15 protein-coding genes, 2 tRNA genes and 1 riboswitch are annotated in these 15,348 nt (G+C 67.9%); of the genes, 12 read left to right on the top strand and 5 right to left on the bottom strand.

Annotated features, from left to right (window positions below):
• Positions 1-7: 7 nt before the first annotated feature.
• The 8 genes from ABID41_RS15405 to ABID41_RS15370 all read left to right on the top strand — a co-directional run bounded on the left by ABID41_RS15405 (position 8) and on the right by ABID41_RS15370 (position 5,075).
• On the top strand, positions 8-598 hold the full coding sequence (locus tag ABID41_RS15405; protein WP_354297974.1) for a Maf family protein: 591 nt from the start codon (positions 8-10) through the stop codon (positions 596-598).
• Positions 595-1,632: a ribonuclease E/G gene (locus tag ABID41_RS15400; protein WP_354297973.1), complete on the top strand. Its 1,038-nt coding sequence runs from the start codon at positions 595-597 to the stop codon at positions 1,630-1,632. Before ABID41_RS15405 ends, ABID41_RS15400 begins: the two co-directional genes overlap by 4 nt.
• Positions 1,629-1,793, top strand: a complete 165-nt coding sequence (yacG, locus tag ABID41_RS15395) for a DNA gyrase inhibitor YacG (protein WP_354297972.1) — start codon at positions 1,629-1,631, stop codon at positions 1,791-1,793. Before ABID41_RS15400 ends, yacG begins: the two co-directional genes overlap by 4 nt.
• Before the next feature lie 64 nt (positions 1,794-1,857).
• Positions 1,858-1,933: transfer RNA gene (locus tag ABID41_RS15390), tRNA-Phe, on the top strand.
• 833 nt (positions 1,934-2,766) lie between these two features.
• Entirely contained in the window at positions 2,767-3,687 is a 921-nt protein-coding gene (locus ABID41_RS15385) for a MotA/TolQ/ExbB proton channel family protein (protein WP_354297971.1), read from the top strand.
• A 5-nt stretch (positions 3,688-3,692) separates the two neighbouring features.
• The gene (locus tag ABID41_RS15380; protein WP_331930439.1) at positions 3,693-4,124 is read left to right on the top strand and encodes a biopolymer transporter ExbD; all 432 of its coding nucleotides are present in this window, start codon (positions 3,693-3,695) and stop codon (positions 4,122-4,124) included.
• A gap of 14 nt (positions 4,125-4,138) precedes the next feature.
• On the top strand, positions 4,139-4,849 hold the full coding sequence (locus tag ABID41_RS15375) for an energy transducer TonB (RefSeq protein ID WP_331930441.1): 711 nt from the start codon (positions 4,139-4,141) through the stop codon (positions 4,847-4,849).
• 149 nt (positions 4,850-4,998) lie between these two features.
• Positions 4,999-5,075 (top strand) — tRNA-His (locus ABID41_RS15370).
• 46 nt (positions 5,076-5,121) lie between these two features.
• On the opposite strand, the gene ABID41_RS15365 is transcribed toward ABID41_RS15370, so the two are convergent.
• On the bottom strand, positions 5,122-5,592 hold the full coding sequence (locus ABID41_RS15365) for an Lrp/AsnC ligand binding domain-containing protein (RefSeq protein WP_331930443.1): 471 nt from the start codon (positions 5,590-5,592) through the stop codon (positions 5,122-5,124).
• A 109-nt stretch (positions 5,593-5,701) separates the two neighbouring features.
• Between ABID41_RS15365 and putA the strand changes: the two genes are divergently transcribed.
• Positions 5,702-8,800 (top strand): bifunctional proline dehydrogenase/L-glutamate gamma-semialdehyde dehydrogenase PutA, encoded by a 3,099-nt coding sequence (gene putA, locus ABID41_RS15360; protein WP_354297970.1) that lies wholly within the window; start codon positions 5,702-5,704, stop codon positions 8,798-8,800.
• Here putA and ABID41_RS15355 read toward each other — a convergent pair.
• The gene (locus tag ABID41_RS15355; RefSeq protein ID WP_354297969.1) at positions 8,797-9,630 is read right to left on the bottom strand and encodes a 2-hydroxyacid dehydrogenase; all 834 of its coding nucleotides are present in this window, start codon (positions 9,628-9,630) and stop codon (positions 8,797-8,799) included. The genes putA and ABID41_RS15355 overlap by 4 nt on opposite strands.
• A gap of 118 nt (positions 9,631-9,748) precedes the next feature.
• On the opposite strand from ABID41_RS15355, the gene ABID41_RS15350 reads away from it, so the two are divergent.
• From ABID41_RS15350 to ABID41_RS15340, 3 genes are all read left to right on the top strand, one after another.
• A complete protein-coding gene (locus tag ABID41_RS15350; RefSeq protein WP_354297968.1) occupies positions 9,749-10,990 on the top strand; it encodes a hydrolase in 1,242 nt (413 codons plus the stop codon).
• A gap of 59 nt (positions 10,991-11,049) precedes the next feature.
• Positions 11,050-11,111, top strand: a riboswitch (Fluoride riboswitch).
• 48 nt (positions 11,112-11,159) lie between these two features.
• Positions 11,160-11,555 (top strand): fluoride efflux transporter CrcB, encoded by a 396-nt coding sequence (gene crcB, locus ABID41_RS15345; protein WP_354297967.1) that lies wholly within the window; start codon positions 11,160-11,162, stop codon positions 11,553-11,555.
• A 227-nt stretch (positions 11,556-11,782) separates the two neighbouring features.
• A complete protein-coding gene (locus ABID41_RS15340; protein ID WP_354297966.1) occupies positions 11,783-13,432 on the top strand; it encodes a TIR domain-containing protein in 1,650 nt (549 codons plus the stop codon).
• Between the two features lie 41 nt (positions 13,433-13,473).
• Here the strand turns inward: ABID41_RS15340 and ABID41_RS15335 are convergent, their stop codons facing one another.
• The 3 genes from ABID41_RS15335 to ABID41_RS15325 form a co-directional block, all read right to left on the bottom strand.
• Positions 13,474-13,818: a hypothetical protein gene (locus ABID41_RS15335; RefSeq protein ID WP_331927624.1), complete on the bottom strand. Its 345-nt coding sequence runs from the start codon at positions 13,816-13,818 to the stop codon at positions 13,474-13,476.
• 189 nt (positions 13,819-14,007) lie between these two features.
• The gene (locus ABID41_RS15330; protein ID WP_354297965.1) at positions 14,008-14,694 is read right to left on the bottom strand and encodes a DUF3313 family protein; all 687 of its coding nucleotides are present in this window, start codon (positions 14,692-14,694) and stop codon (positions 14,008-14,010) included.
• Positions 14,695-14,749: 55 nt separating this feature from the next.
• On the bottom strand, positions 14,750-15,250 hold the full coding sequence (locus ABID41_RS15325) for an Lrp/AsnC family transcriptional regulator (RefSeq protein ID WP_354297964.1): 501 nt from the start codon (positions 15,248-15,250) through the stop codon (positions 14,750-14,752).
• Positions 15,251-15,348: the final 98 nt, after the last annotated feature.

Here is a 15,348-nt window from a genome sequence, read left to right as displayed (position 1 = left end):
GAGCCGCTTGGCCAAGACGCCGCCTCAGCGCCTGGTGCTGGCTTCAGCAAGTCCCAGGCGGTTGGATCTCCTGCGCCAGATTGCGCTAGCGCCCGACGAGATCGTCGCCGGGGAGATCGACGAGACCCCCCTAAAGAGCGAGACTCCGCGCCAGACGGCGCTGCGCCTCGCGGTCGCCAAGGCCGCGGAGGTCGCCAGGGCGCGGCCGGACGACTTCGTCCTCGCCGCCGACACGGTGGTCGCCGTGGGGACCCGCATCCTTCCCAAGGTGGAGACCGAAGCCGAAGGCCGCCGGTGCCTGGAGCTGCTTTCCGGCCGCGCCCATCGGGTGCTGACCGGCGTGGCCGCCTGCGGCCCCGACGGCCGCGCGTCCAGCCGGCTGGTCGAGAGCCGCCTGCGCTTCAAGCGGCTCAGTCATGCCGAGGTCGAGGGATACCTTGCCAGCGGGGAGGGCGTGGGCAAGGCCGGCGGGTACGCCATCCAGGGCCAGGCCGGCGCCTTCGTGGTGTCCCTGCAGGGCTCCTATCCGGCGGTGGTCGGCCTGCCGCTTTATGAAACGGTGAACCTCCTGCGCGGCCTGGGCTTTGTGCGCATATGAGCGAGCGGACGCTATTCCTCGACCAGGGCATCGGCGAAAGCCGCGGGGTCGTCATGCTGGACGGCCTGCCCGAACGGCTGCTGATCGAGCGCGACGGCGAGGCCGCCGCGACCCGGCTGGGCGCGCGCCACGTGGGGCGTGTCCGCAAGGTGGAGCCGGCCTTCGCCTCGGCCTTCGTCGACCTGGGCGGGGTGGAGGCGCTGCTGTCCTTCAAGCCGGATGCGCGCCCGGTCGAGGGCCAGTCGCTGGAAGTCGAGATTCGCAGCGAGCCTCGCCGGGACAAGCTGGCCACGGTTCGCGCGGTCGGCCCGGCGGACGGCGCGCCGCGCCTTCTGGAGGCCGCGCCGTCCTTGCGCGAGCGGCTGCAGGGATTCGCGCGCGGCGCAGAGATCGTCGAGGGCAGGGAAGCGCGCCAGGCCGCCGACGAGGCCGAGGCCGACGCGCTCCAGATCGTCCATCGCCTGCCGGGGGGCGGCGACATCGCCATCGAGCCCACGCGGGCCCTGACCGCCATCGACGTCGATCTGGGCGAGCGGAAGGGCAATGACGCCAAGCGCGTGACGCGCCAGGCCAATCTGGCGGCGCTGGCCACCGGCGCCAGGCTGCTGCGCCTGAAGGGGCTGGGCGGCATCGTGATCTTCGACCTGGTCGGCCGTGGTCACGACGGCAATGCGCTGCTCACCGCCGCGCGCGCGGCCTTCGCGCCGGACAATCCCGGCGTTGCGATCGGCCCGGTCGGACGTTTCGGTACGATGGAGTTGACCGTCCCGCGCCGGACCCCGCCGCTCTCGGACGTGCTCTGCGACAGCACTGGCGCGCTCTCGGAACAGACCGTCGCCCTGCGCCTGATCCGCGCGATCGAGAACGAGGGCGCCGCCTATCCGGGCGCGCGGCTGTCGGCCTCCTGCGCCGCCGGGATCGCGACTGCCGCCGCGCCGCTGGCCGAGCGACTCGCGGACAAGATCGGCGCCCGGTTCGCCATCGAGCCCGCGCCCGGATTCCAGCGGGAACGATTCGAGGTGAAGGCCCTATGAGCGCGCCGTGCCCGATATGCGGGAAACCGGCCGATCCCAAGTACCGGCCATTCTGCTCCAAGCGCTGCGCCGACGTGGATCTGCAGCGCTGGCTCACCGGCGGCTATGCGATCCCAGCCGCCGAGGAAGACGATCCTGACGAGGGAAATCAGGAAGACTGAATCGCCCGCTGGACAGGGCGCGAAGCCTCCCCTATAGACGCGGCTCCCGCGCAGACGGGACAGCGCCTGGGTAGCTCAGTTGGTAGAGCAGCGGATTGAAAATCCGCGTGTCGGTGGTTCGAATCCGCCCCCAGGCACCATTTTTCCGAGACAATTGGATGTGGACGGTTCGCGGGAAGCTGACGGCCGGCGGCGTTCTGGCGCCTAAGCGCCAGGCGCCTCGCGGGCGCGCCTATAGAGGCTGCGGCCATTTCGCACGGAACTGTTAGCGGCCGCTCGATTCCGCGCTGCGATCCGAATTATCGGCGTATCGGGGCGATTTGAGCCCCCAGCGTGGCCATTTTGTCGTTTTGCCGGGCATCTTCGCCCTCAGGTTAGGGCCATGGCGCCGACGACACGCTTTTCATCGGAACGTCGCATGGGCGCTTTGCGCCAATTGACTCGGTGTCCTCGTGCTCCCATGTCGCTTGTGTGACGAGGCGTTGAATGAATTTCGTGCGTCACTGTGCCGAAGCGTCAGGCCCACGCCGGTTATTTTAAGACCAGCGTTCGTTCAGTTTTGCTGCGCTGCAGCATAAAATTTCCCTCAAAAGTAGAAATTTGACCCGCTTTACTTGGGGTGGGCGTTGTGCGGCGCAACATAGTTCGCTTGCGGGGGCGTTTCGCGATGTCTCAGGGGAAAGTATGCCCCCTTGACGCTTGGAATAGGGGTTGCCAAAGGACCCATGCCGCACGTCTAACATAGCGGTAAGATTTCGAGTTCCCTTAGGGGAAGGAGAGATCGCTCCCGTATCCGAACGCCCAGTTTCACGTCGTGGAATAGGCGCCACGGGTCGGGCGCAGCGAAGCGGCTCTCGCGTCTTGTCCAGGCGACTGGGCGAGGCGACGGGCTTGTTTAGTTAGGGTAGGAGACGCTCTCGCGCGACGACCCTTCGGTCCAAAACGTGCTAGACCAATCAGGAACTGGCGACAGATGCTCGACAATAAACGAAAGACCCCTTTCATCGCTCTCCTCGGCGCCGTTGCGCTGAGCGTGAGCGCGCCGGCGTTTGCTCAGGACGCCGCCGCTCCGGCTGCTCCGGCCGCCGCTGACGCCGCTGCGGCTCCTGCCGCTCCGGCCGCCGACGCCGCCGCTCCGGCTGCGGACGCCGCCGCCCCGGCCGCTCCGGCCGGTGAAGACGTCGCCCCGGCGACCATCGAACATGCCGGCAAGCTGACCGTCATGCAGATGTTCCTTGACGCCGAACCGGTCGTTAAGGTCGTCATGATCGGCCTGGTGCTGGCCTCGGTCCTCTCCTGGACCCTGCTGGTCACCAAGCTCCTCGAGTTCGGCTCGCTGAACCGCGCTTCGGACCGTTTCGTCGAAGCCTTCCGCGGCGCCAAGTCGGTTAGCGAAATGGGCCGTATCGCCACGTCCGACGAGTTCAGCGGGACCCCGCTGGCCGACATGGCCGCCGCCGCGACCCAAGAGATCGAACTGTCGCGTCAAGCCGGTCTGGCCGTGAACGGCACCCACCGCGAAACCACGCTGCACCGGGCTGAAGCCGCCGTCGGCGCGGTCCAAGCCAGCCTCGGCAAGCGTCTGTCGGGCGGCATGCAGTTCCTGGCCTCCGTCGGTTCGTCCGGTCCGTTCATCGGTCTGTTCGGCACCGTCTACGGGATCATGAACTCCTTCATCGGCATCGCGAACACCAACACCACCAACCTGGCCGTCGTCGCCCCCGGTATCGCCGAAGCGCTGCTCGCCACCGGTATTGGTCTGTTCGCCGCTATCCCGAGCGTTATCTTCTACAACTACTTCCAGACCCGCATCTCCGCTTTCGGCGCGCGTACGGAAGGCTTCGTTGCTGAACTGATGAACGCCATTTCCCGGCAGCTCGACAAAGGGGCGTAACCCAGATGGGAGCCAAACTCTCAGGTTCTGGGGGTGGCAGGTACGCGGTCGAGGCGAACAGCGAAATCAACGTGACGCCCTTCGTGGACGTTATGTTGGTGCTCCTGATCATCTTCATGGTTGCGGCGCCCATGGCCGCCGTGACCGTGCAAGTTGCTCTTCCGAACGCCGTCGCCAAACCTTCGACGAACCCTCCGAAACCCGTCTACATCAGTATCCAACCGGCTGGCTCGATCTACATCGGTGACAGCCGCGTGGAGCTGGCGGACATCGGAGATACCCTGCGCAGCACGATTGGGGCTCGTAGTCCGGAGAAGGAACGCATCTTCATCCGCGCCGACAAGGACGTCCTCTACGGGGACTTCATGGGCGTGATGAACATGCTTCAAGACAACGGTTTCTACAGCGTGGCCCTCGTCGGCGAAGATAAGTCCTAGAAAGGGGGTGACGAATGGCTGAAACCACCGACACTACCCAGGAACATCACGAGCGCAGCATCTTCGATGAACCGAAGAAGAAGCGCAGCACTGGCGTCACTGTCGCCATTGTTGGCTCCATCCTCGTTCACGCCGCCCTTGGTTACTACCTGTACAAGTCCAAGTTCGAGCCGAAGTATCGGGAATACACGGACGACGTGACGGACGTGGCTATCATCAAGCCCGCTCCGCCGCCGCCTCCGCCGCCCCCGCCGCCGCCGCCGAACACTCCGCCGCCGCCTCCGCCGAAGCTGCAGCCGCGGCCTCCGGTGAACGTGCCGGCTGATATTCCGCAGATCCCCCCTCTGCCGGTTCCGCCGGTCGAGAAGCGGATCGAGGCGCCGGAACCGCCGAAGGCGGCTCCTCCGGCTCCGCCGCGTCCGTCGGTGATCACGAACCCTGACTGGGCTCGTCGTCCCTCGGGCGAGGACGTCGCTCGCTACTATCCGGATCGCGCGATGCGGATGAATATCGAGGGACGTGCGACGCTGAGCTGCTCGGTCACCGCCAAGGGGACCCTCGAAAACTGCGAGGTCGTCTCCGAGGAACCGGCCGATCAGGACTTCGGCTCTGCGGCCATGCGGATGAGCAAGCTCTTCCGGATGCGGCCCAAGACCCAAGACGGCGCGCCCGTCGAAGGCGGCACGGTGCGGATCCCGATCCGCTTCACGCTGCCGAAGGGCTAAGCTTCGTCTGAAGCCAAATGAGATCAGCCCCGGAGTTCTGCTCCGGGGCTTTTCTTTTGCCTGTGTAAAACCTGCGGCCGAAGCGCTGAGCGCAGGTTCGGCCCTTGATCGCGCCGCGCGGTGCGACTAGAAGAGCCGCCTCGCAATGCGCCGCCTTAGCTCAGTTGGTTAGAGCGCTAGATTGTGGCTCTAGAGGTCCCCCGTTCGAACCGGGGAGGCGGTACCATTGCCAGACGTAGAAAAGCCCGGGGCGAAAGCTCCGGGCTTTTTCGTCAGACCGGCAGGACGGTGACCGATTTCACTTCCTCCAGCACCGCGTAGGTCCGTGTCTCGCGCACGCCTGGCATGGCGACCAGCACCTCGCCCAGGAAGCGGCGGTAGGCTTCCATGTCGCTGACCCGGGCCTTGATCAGGTAGTCGAAGCCCCCGGCCACCATGTGACACTCCAGGATCTCGGGCGTGCGCTGGGCGGCCGCTGCGAAGTCGCTGAAGGTGTCGCCTGTCGTGCGATCGAGCTGGACCTCGACGAAGATCAACAGGGCGCGGCCGATCGCCTGCGGGTCCAGCAGGGCCGTGAAGCCGGTGATGACGCCCCGCTCGCGAAGCCGCCTCAGGCGGTCGGAGCAGGCCGACGGCGAGAGGTGGCATTGTTGGGCCAGATCGAGGTTACTGATCCGGCCGTCGCGCTGAAGCACCCGCAGCAGGCGGCGGTCAGTATCATCCAGTTGAACATGATCCGCCATCGATCTGCCCCTGCCGTATGTCGTGCGCTCTTGGTTTCCAAGAGCCGTAGGACATTCAACATCGCATCAGATACGCCGGATATCCAACCCATCTGAAGGCCGAAACGCCATGACCTCCTGGACCGCTCTCGACGATGCCGCCGCCAAGTATCGCGACGAGACGGAGGCGGTGACGGCGCTGCTGGGGGCGCGGGTCCTGACCGCCGCAGAGCGCGAGGAGGTCCGGGTGCAGGCCGTCGCCCTGGTGCAGGCCGCCCGCCGGTCGGCCCGGCGGCAGGGCGTGGTCGAGAGCTTCCTCCAGGAGTTCAGCCTGGGAACGCGCGAGGGCCTGGCGCTGATGTGCCTGGCCGAGGCGCTGCTGCGCACTCCGGACGCGGAGACCCGCGACCGGCTGATCGCCGAGAAGATCGGCGGCGCCGACTGGGTGAGCCACCTTGGGCAGTCCGACAGCCTGTTCGTCAACGCCTCCACCTGGGGGCTGATGCTGACCGGAAAGATGGTCGAGGTCGACGAGGAGGCGCGCCGCGACCCGCCCAGCTTCATGGCGCGGCTGGTCGAGCGGATCGGCGAACCGGTGGTGCGCCGGGCGGTGACCCAGGCGATCGGGATCATGGGCGAGCAGTTCGTGCTTGGCCGGACCATCGAAGGCGCGCTGAAGCGGGCGGCGAAGGAGGGGCAGGTCTGCTCCTTCGACATGCTAGGCGAGGGCGCCCGCACCGAGGCCGACGCCGCGCGCTATGAGACCGCCTACGCCGCGGCCCTGGAGACCGTGGGCGGGCGCTCCAAGGGCCTTGGTCCGGAGGCCGGGCATGGGGTCTCGGTGAAGCTCTCGGCGCTTTCGCCGCGTTACGAGGCGAGCCAGGAGGCTCGGGTTTGGGACGAGCTCTATCCGCGGCTGAGGCGCCTGGCCCTGATCGCGGCCCGGCACGACATCAACTTCACCATCGACGCCGAGGAAGCCGATCGCCTGGTCATCTCGCTCAAGCTGCTCGAGCGCCTGGCCGGCGAGCGGGACCTCAACGCCTGGACAGGGCTTGGCCTGGCGGTCCAGGCCTATCAGAAGCGGGCGACGCTCACCGTGGCGCGGGTCGAGGAGATCGCGCGGCGCAGCGGCCGGCGGCTGATGGTCCGCCTGGTCAAGGGCGCCTATTGGGACAGCGAGATCAAGCGCGCCCAGGTGGGCGGACGACCGGATTATCCCGTCTTCACCACCAAGGCGGCGACGGACCTGTCCTATCTCGCCTGCGCGCGGGCGATGATCGCGGCCAGTCCGCACATCTACGCCCAGTTCGCCACCCATAACGCCCACACCCTGGCGGCGGTGCGGGCGATGGCCACGCGAGCCGGCGTAAAGATCGAGTTCCAGCGCCTGCATGGCATGGGCGAGGCGCTCTATGCGGCGGCGCGGGACCTGCGCGGTGAGGCCATCGTGCGTACCTACGCCCCGGTCGGCGGGCACGAGGACCTGCTGCCCTATCTGGTCCGGAGATTGCTCGAGAACGGGGCCAATACGTCCTTCGTCCATGCCTTGCTGGACGAGCGGGTGCCGGCCGAGGACGTGGTCGCCGACCCGGTGAGCGTTATCGAACGCGCCGGGATCGGACCGCACCCCAAGATCCCGCGGCCAGCGGACATCTATGGCGCGGAGCGGCGCAACTCCCGAGGGCTGGACCTCTCCGTTCCGGACGAGGCTGCGCGGCTGCACCACGCCGCCCGGGCCCTGTCGCCGCTGAGGGCCGGACCGTTCGTCGAAGGCGTCGCCCGCGGCGGGGGCGAGGCGACGGCGGTGCTGAGCCCGTCCGAGGCGGACGTCGCCATCGGCCAAGTCGTCGAGGCCTCGCCGGCGGACATCGACGCCGCGTTCGCCGCTGCGCGGGCCGCCCAGCCCGCCTGGGACGCCTCGGGCGGCTTCCGCCGGGCTGAGGTGCTGCGGGCCATGGCTGACGCCCTGGAGGGCGATATGGAGCGGCTGATCGCCATCTGCGCGCGGGAGGCCGGCAAGACCCTGGCGGACGGGGTGGCCGAGGTGCGCGAGGCCGCCGACTTCTGCCGCTACTACGCCCATCTGGCCCAAACGAAGTTCGCCGGCGCCGAGACCCTGAAGGGGCCGGTGGGGGAGACCAACACCCTCGAACTGCGGGGCCGCGGGGTCTTCGTCTGCATCAGTCCTTGGAACTTCCCGCTGGCGATCTTCACCGGCCAGATCGCCGCGGCGCTGGCCGCCGGCAATGCTGTGGTCGCCAAGCCCGCCGAGCAGACCCCGTTGATCGCCACGCAGGCGGTGGCGCTGTTCCACGAGGCCGGCCTGGACCCACGCCTGCTGGCCCTGGCGCCCGGCCGCGGCGAGACGGTGGGCGCGGCGCTGACGGCGCACCCGCAGTGCGACGGTGTCGCCTTCACCGGCGGGACCGACACCGCGCGGGCGATCAATCAGACCCTGGCTGGGCGCGACGGGCCGATCATTCCCTTCATCGCCGAGACCGGCGGCCTGAATGGGATGTTCGTCGACACCACGGCGCTGAAGGAGCAGGTGGTCGATGACGTGATCCTCTCGGCCTTCGGGTCGGCCGGCCAGCGCTGCTCGGCCCTGCGGATCCTCTTCCTGCCGAGGGATACCGCCGACGGGGTGATCGAGACCATCAAGGGTGCGATGGACGCCCTGGTGATCGGCGATCCGGCTGACCCTGCGACCGATGTGGGACCGGTGATCGACGAGGAGGCGCGCGAGGCATTGCGAGCCCATGTGGCGCGTCTGGAGGTCGAGGCGAGGGTGCTGCACAGGCTGGATGCGCCGGCCCAGGGAACCTTCTTCGGACCGGTGCTGGCGGAAATCCCTTCGGCGCGCTTCCTCGAACGGGAGGTGTTCGGGCCGATCCTTCACGTGGTGCGCTACGATCCGGCGCGGCTGGACGAGGTGGCCGGCGAACTGGCGGGACAAGGCTATGGCCTGACGCTCGGGGTGCATTCGCGGATCGACGCTTTCGCGCGGCAGGTCCGAGAGTTGGTCCCGGCCGGCAACGTCTATGTGAACCGCTCGATCATCGGGGCGGTGGTCGGCGTCCAACCCTTCGGCGGGGAGGGCCTTTCCGGCACCGGACCGAAGGCCGGCGGGCCCAACTCGTTGTCGCGCTATGCGATCGAACGGGCGGTCAGCGTCAACATCACCGCCCAGGGCGGCGATCCGGCGCTGCTGAACCTCAGTCTCTAGTAGCCGGCGTCCGAGGAGACGAGGCCCGCCAATGGCTCGCCGGCGCGGAAACGGGCGATGTTGGCGGCAATCTGGCGGCTGGCGCTGACCGGGTCGGTGATCGCGGCCACGTGGGGCAGCACCGTCACCTGCGGATGACGCCAGAAAGGGTGCGCGGCGGGCAGGGGCTCGGTCTTGAAGACGTCAAGGACGGCATGAGAGAGCTGGCCGCTGGCCAGGGCTGCGAGGAGGTCGGCCTCGACCAGGTGGGCGCCTCGGGCGACATTGACCAGCGCCGCGCCGGGCTTCATCCGGGCAAAGAGCGAGGCGGAGAGGAAGCCGCGGGTCTGCGGCGTGAGCGGGAGCAGGTTGACCACGATGTCGCTGGCCAGCACGGCCTCGAGGTCGCCCTCGCTTCGGCTCCAGAAGGCGACCGGAAAGCCGATGTCGGTCAAGAGCTTGGCGCAGGCCTTGGCGAGCTCGCCATAGCCCAGGAAGCCGACTGGCCGGTCCTGAGCGAGCGGCTGGGGCAACTGCCGCCAGATCCCTTGCGCCTGCTGGGCGCGATAGGCTGGGGCCTGCCGATGCAGGGCCATGACGTGGGCCGCCACAGCCTGGGCCATCTGCTCGCCGAGCGCCGGATCGACCAGCCGGGCGAGGGGCAGGTGCTTGGGGAAGGTCGGGTCGGTCAGGAGGCCGTCGACGCCGGCCCAGGCCGACTGCACGAACCGCAGGCCGGGCAGGGCGGCAAGCACGCCTGGAGCCGGATTGGCGACGACCGCAATCTCCGCCGGGACGGTCGGGTCGGCGGTGACTTCGTCGTTCGGCAGGGCGTTGCGGAGAGCTTCCAACCAGCGGGCTTCTGCGTGGGGAGCGAGGCGCGATCGGAAGGTTATGCTCATAGACCTTCCATATACCCTTCCAGTCGGCGCTTGCATGCGCCCTCATTTCGGGGCGAGGCTGCCTCCCATGAAGCTGACCGCGCAAGATTCATCCATCCTCGACCGGTTGGCGAGGGAGGAATCCGAAATTCTGGGCCGCGCCGTGGAATGGTGTGGCCTATCGTCAGGCAGCCGAAACCTGCCGGGACTTGAGGCCCAGCGCGCCGTCCTGGAGAGCGCGATGGCCGAGCTGCCGGGCGAGGTCGAGAACGTGCCCCTGGCCGACAGCCACGAGGTCGGCGCGGACGGGGCCCTGAAGGCCCAGCAGCATCCGCCCGCCCTGATGCTGACGGTGCGGCCGCAGGCGCCGGTGCAGGTCGTGCTGACCGGCCACTACGACACGGTCTATCCGGCCGGGACCAGCTTCACGCAGGTCAGGCCGCGGCCGGACGGGGCGCTGAACGGCCCGGGCCTCGCCGACATGAAGGGCGGGATCAGCGTCATGCTGGCGGCCCTGCGCGCCTTCGAGGATCATCCGGACAAGGGGGAGCTCGGCTACCGGGTGCTGCTTTCGCCCGATGAGGAGATCGGTTCGCTGGCCTCCGCGCCGGTGCTGGCGCGGCTGGCGCAGGCGGGCCATGTCGGCCTGACCTACGAGCCAGCCATGGCGGGCGGGGCGTTCGCGGCGGAGCGCAAGGGCTCAGGCAACTTTCATATCGTGGTGCGGGGGCGCGCGGCCCACGCGGGACGGGACTTCGCCTCGGGCCGCAACGCCATCGCCGCGGCGGCGGACCTCGCCATCCGGCTGGCCAGCGCCAACGGCCAGCGCGAAGGCGTGACCCTGAACGTCGCGCGGATCGACGGCGGCGGGCCGCTGAACATGGTGCCGGACCTGGCGGTCGTGCGCTTCAACGTCCGGCTGCCCGATGCGGAGGCGGGGGAATGGGCCCTGGACTTCATCCGCAACGCCGTGGTCGCGACCAAGGCCGACGGCATCGAGGCCGAACTGCACGGCGGCTTCACGCGGCCCGCCAAGCCGTTCAACGCCGCACAGCAGCAACTGTTCGGGGCGGTGAAGACAGCCGGAAGCCTGATCGGCCAGGAAATCACCTGGGCGTCCTCCGGCGGGGTCTGCGAAGGCAACAACCTGTTCGCCGCCGGCCTGCCCAATGTCGACACCCTGGGGGTTCGGGGCGGGGACATCCATTCGGAGAACGAATACGCCTGGCCCGAAAGCTTCGTCGAACGGGCCCAGCTCTCGGCGCTTATCCTCGCCAAGCTGGCCAGCCGCGAGATCCCCGCTGCGGAGATCAAGGCGGCGATGGCCTAGCTGAGGCAGGCTCACGGGCCATCCAGCTCTTCACTCGGCCCAATTGCGAGCCTAAGGATGGCGTGGATGGGGATGGGGTCCCCCGACAACCGCCGTCGTGGCTGATGACTCCTACTGACGCTGCAATCGCGGCGCGGTAGGACGTCTCCCGCGCTGAGGGGGACCTGTCATGGGACGCGAACTGTATCTGAGTTGGATTGTTTTCGTCGGCGCCGGCCTAGGAGGCGTGGCGCGGCATCTTTTCAATCGGCTCGTCCCCCTGGCGGTCACGCTGAACTTTCCGCTCTCCACCTTGCTGGTGAACGCCATCGGCTGCTTCGTCATGGGAGCTCTCACCGGCTGGTTCGCCTATCGAGGGGAGCAGGCGAGCCAACATGTGCGACTGTTCCTCACCACTGGCGTGCTTGGGGGCTTCACGACGTTCTCAGCGTTCTCCATCGACACCGCTCTTTTGTGGCAACGCGGCGATAGCGCCGGGACCGCGCTTTATGTCGGCCTCACCTTGCTTCTGACGCTCGTGGGGGTCTTTGCGGGGCTCGCCGCGATGCGGGCGCTACTTGGGTAGGCGTCGGGCAGTCCACTCCACTTGCGGTCGGCTGCGCCGGAAGCTTTTGAATTGTCGAAGCTCTCAGCTTTCCATGCTGGGCGGGGTTAACTAAGCTGGCCCCCAACATAGCGAGACGTTTGGATGTGTGCTCATGTCCGACATCGCGTATCCAGTTCCGAAAAAGGCGCAGGCGTCGGAGCCTGAAGCGGGAGCGGCGGGCTCCGGCTTGTGGGTGGTGCGGCGCCATGGCTGAGGTCTTCGTGTCCTACGGCCACGCCACGACTCTGCAGGCGATGCAGGTCGCCAAGGCGTTGCGCGGGCTGGGCTACGAGGTCTGGCGCGACGAGGACCTGCCGCCGCATCGCGACTATTCGGAGGTCATCGAGGAACGTCTGCGAGCGGCCAAGGCCGTGGTCGTAGTGTGGTCGGCCGACGCGGTGAAGTCGCAGTGGGTGCGGGCTGAGGCGGAGATCGCTCGGGAGGCCGGGACCCTGGTGCAGCTCAGCCTGGACGGCGCGCCGCTGCCGCTGCCGTTCAACCGCATCCAGTGCGCCGACCTGAAGAGCTGGAACGGCGACCTGGAGGCCCCTGGCTGGCTTAAGGTGGTCGGCAGCATCGCCGAGTTGGTCGGCGTCCGCGCGCCGACCGTGGAGGAGGACGGGCCGGCGCGGCTGGCCCTGCCGGACAAACCGTCCATCGCGGTCCTGCCGTTCGACAATCTGAGCGGCGACAGCGAGCAGGAATATTTCGCCGACGCCATTACCGAGGACATCATCACCGCTCTGTCGCGATGGCGCTGGTTCTTCGTCATCGCCCGCAACTCGAGCTTCACCTACAAGGGCGCGGCGGTGGACGTACGGCGCGTCGGCCTGGAGCTGGGCGTGCGCTATGTGCTGGAGGGCAGCGTGCGCAAGGTCGGCCAGCGGGTGCGGCTGACGGCGCAGCTCGTCGATTGCGCGGACGGATCGCATGTGTGCGCGCACAAATATGATCGCGACCTGGTCGACCTTCTGTCGCTGCAGGATGAGCTGACCGAGGAAGTGGTTCGGGCGATCGAGCCGGCCATGCTGATCAGGGAGAACGTCCGTCTTTCGCGGAAAAAGCCCAACGACTACTCGGCGCTGGACTGTTTCCAGCGGGGCATGTGGCACTTGAACAAGGTCTCCGCCGACCATTATGAGCCGGCGATCGCGCTGTTTCGTGAGGCGATCGCGCGCGATCCAGATCTGGCGCTGGGCTACATTGGACTATCGCGCATCCTCTATGGCGGGGCCACGGTCTATGGCTGGTCGGCGCATGGGGAGCAGGATCTCGAAGAGTCGTACCGGGCCGCCAAGCGGGCCATAGAACTCGATCCGGGGGACGCCGACGCCTATTTCGCCTGCTCCGGAGCGGCGCTCTATCTCAGCCTGCACGAAGAGGCGCTGGCCATGGCGCAGAAGTCCGTGGCCCTGAACCCGAACTCTGCCTACGGGCAGTTCCGGCTGGCGCAGGTGCTGATCTATGCCGGGCGTGCGGACGAGGCGATCGAGCCGATCCTGCACAGCCTGAGACACAGCCCATTCGATCCGCAGATGGGGGCGATGCTGGGCGCCCTGGCCTTGGCGCAATACCAGGCGAAGGACTATGCGGCGGCGGTTGCGCCTGCACGGGAAGCGACCTTGCACAACTTCCCGGCCGGCTATGCCTTGCTGGGAGCGGCGTTGGCGCGCCTGGGCCGGCTGGAAGAGGCGCATGAGGCGCTGCCGGCCGAGTTGCTGAACCGCTTCGTCACCGACGCGCCGCGGCTGGCCACCTATCTGGACCCTGGCGACCGGGACCACTTCATGGGCGGCCTGTTGGCGGCCGTGGGCGGGACCCCAGCGGAGCCCGCGCCCGGCCTGAATCCCGGCTAGCTGGCCGGGCCGGGCGCTGTCAGGGCCTTGAGCGTTTTGGGCTAGGCCTCGTCGGGATTGCGGCCTTTGAGCAGAACGGTGACGCCGCAGGCCGGCTCCCACATCTGGAGTTCGAAGTCGTAGCTGGGGACCCAGGCGAAGGTCGCCTGCTTCTTGTTGGTCAGGGCGTAGTAGATCGTGCTGCGCAAGGACTCGAGGAAGCTGCCGGGCAGACGATCGATATAGGCCTGCATCGGGCGCTCCAGGTCAGAGCCCTTCTGGACGAAGAGGTCGGCGCGCAGCGTGGTTCCGGGCGCGAAGTCGGGGGCGCGTTTCGCGAACTCGTCGATGTTTTCGATGTCGAAGCGACGATTGAGCTGGCGAACGGCGACGGCCATCATAGGCATGGGCGATCCCTTCTCGTTCCTACTGGATGACGGGGATCGGCCAAGGCGGCTCTTGCTCCCCACGAACAGGACAAAGCCACTCACATAACGGCGTTCGATCACATTCCTTGAAGCTACGCCAGTTCTATTCACCATCTTCGCCCCAGGCGGGCGCCTGGGGGCGCAAATGCCCGGCCAGGTCGCGCGCCGCTAGGAGGCGGGTTCGGGGATCGGTGACATGGCCTTCAATTCGGCCAGGCCTTCGACGCTGGTCCGGGCCCAGGTCTGGAAGAGGCTCCGGAAGTCGGCGCGGTTGGTGACGCTGTTGCGCAGGAAGGGACGGGCGTCGCCGGCGGTCCGCGTATCGACCGCCCGTCCGAGCAGTGCGCCGGATAGAGAGTCGCGAGCTTCGATGACCACGGTGGCCGACCCGGCGTCGCGGCTGAAGACGCGCGCGCGGCCGGCGGTGCGCACGTCCGGCGCCGAAACGTGGAGATTGGCCACGGCGGTCCGCATCCGCAGGACGTCGGGACCCGGCTCGGTGACGACCTGGTAGCCGGCCTGCTCGTATGCGGTGCGGAAGATCTCCTCGAAGCCGGTGCGGGCGGCGTCGAGGATGCGCTGGGCGTCGGCGTCGGTGATCCGGCCCGAGAGGGCGCTGGCGTTGTGGTCGCGCTGCCAGTTCCGCCGGAAAGCGACCTCCGTCGGATCGAGCATGACCTTCGTGTAGCCCCGGAAGTCCGCGCCAGGCAGCAGGTCTACCTCAGCCATGCGCCTGGACTGGACGCGCGTGAGGCCGTCCCAAGAAGCGGCGGCCGGCTCGGCGGCGACGACGGGCGGGGCGAGGGGGGCGGCGATACAGAGAGCGGCGATCATTGCAAGCGCACGACGGGTCATGGGCAGGCTCCAGCGGTCGAGGGCGGCCGATGGTGCGCCCGCCGCGCAACTCGGCCTATCCGTCGAAACCCGGATGCCGACGGGCGGTGACCGGAGCCCCGCGGAACGGCTTGGCGTCCTTCATCAGGATGTGAGAGGCGATCTTGTCGACGCCTAGGCCCTCCTGCAGGAGGTGATCGGCAAGTTCCCCCCAGAAACGAACGTCGGGGCTGACCACCTTGATCAGGTAGTCGAACGGGCCCGAGACCTGGGCCGCCTCCACCACCTCGGGGATCTCCGCAAGAGCGGCCTCGAACGTCAGGAGGTCGGCGGGGCGATGGCTTTTCAGCGTCACTTCCCCGTAGACCGTAACGGTCGGGCGGATGCGCTCGATGTCGAGGCGGGCGTGGTAGCCGAGGATCAGGCCCTCGGCCTCCAGGCGGCGGACCCGCGCGAGGCAAGCGCTGGGCGAGAGGGCGACCTTTTCGGCCAGGGCCTGGTTGGTGATGCGCCCGTCCTCCTGCAGGACCGCCAGGATCTTCAGGTCGATCCGGTCGAGAGAAGGATATCCGTCCAAGCTTCCGCTCCACCGCAAATCCTGCGGCGAAGGCCCGCGCCTTCCGCCGCCCATTTCGGCGAATCCCTAGCACAATAAGCACTTAAGGCTTCGATCAT

The sequence above is a fragment of the Phenylobacterium koreense genome, from assembly GCF_040545335.1.
GTDB lineage: Bacteria > Pseudomonadota > Alphaproteobacteria > Caulobacterales > Caulobacteraceae > Phenylobacterium > Phenylobacterium koreense.
Note: the sequence above shows the minus strand (reverse complement) of the source record. Positions and strands in the feature narration are given on the sequence as shown.

Coding starts and splice junctions, on each gene's coding strand:
- ABID41_RS15340 (WP_354297966.1), top strand. CDS start 11,783: ATGGCTGAGGTCTTCGTGTCCTACGGCCACGCCACGACTCTGCAGGCG.
- ABID41_RS15400 (WP_354297973.1), top strand. CDS start 595: ATGAGCGAGCGGACGCTATTCCTCGACCAGGGCATCGGCGAAAGCCGC.
- putA (WP_354297970.1), top strand. CDS start 5,702: ATGACCTCCTGGACCGCTCTCGACGATGCCGCCGCCAAGTATCGCGAC.
- ABID41_RS15385 (WP_354297971.1), top strand. CDS start 2,767: ATGCTCGACAATAAACGAAAGACCCCTTTCATCGCTCTCCTCGGCGCC.
- ABID41_RS15380 (WP_331930439.1), top strand. CDS start 3,693: ATGGGAGCCAAACTCTCAGGTTCTGGGGGTGGCAGGTACGCGGTCGAG.
- yacG (WP_354297972.1), top strand. CDS start 1,629: ATGAGCGCGCCGTGCCCGATATGCGGGAAACCGGCCGATCCCAAGTAC.
- ABID41_RS15375 (WP_331930441.1), top strand. CDS start 4,139: ATGGCTGAAACCACCGACACTACCCAGGAACATCACGAGCGCAGCATC.
- ABID41_RS15335 (WP_331927624.1), bottom strand. CDS start 13,818: ATGCCTATGATGGCCGTCGCCGTTCGCCAGCTCAATCGTCGCTTCGAC.
- crcB (WP_354297967.1), top strand. CDS start 11,160: ATGGGACGCGAACTGTATCTGAGTTGGATTGTTTTCGTCGGCGCCGGC.
- ABID41_RS15350 (WP_354297968.1), top strand. CDS start 9,749: ATGAAGCTGACCGCGCAAGATTCATCCATCCTCGACCGGTTGGCGAGG.
- ABID41_RS15365 (WP_331930443.1), bottom strand. CDS start 5,592: ATGGCGGATCATGTTCAACTGGATGATACTGACCGCCGCCTGCTGCGG.
- ABID41_RS15330 (WP_354297965.1), bottom strand. CDS start 14,694: ATGACCCGTCGTGCGCTTGCAATGATCGCCGCTCTCTGTATCGCCGCC.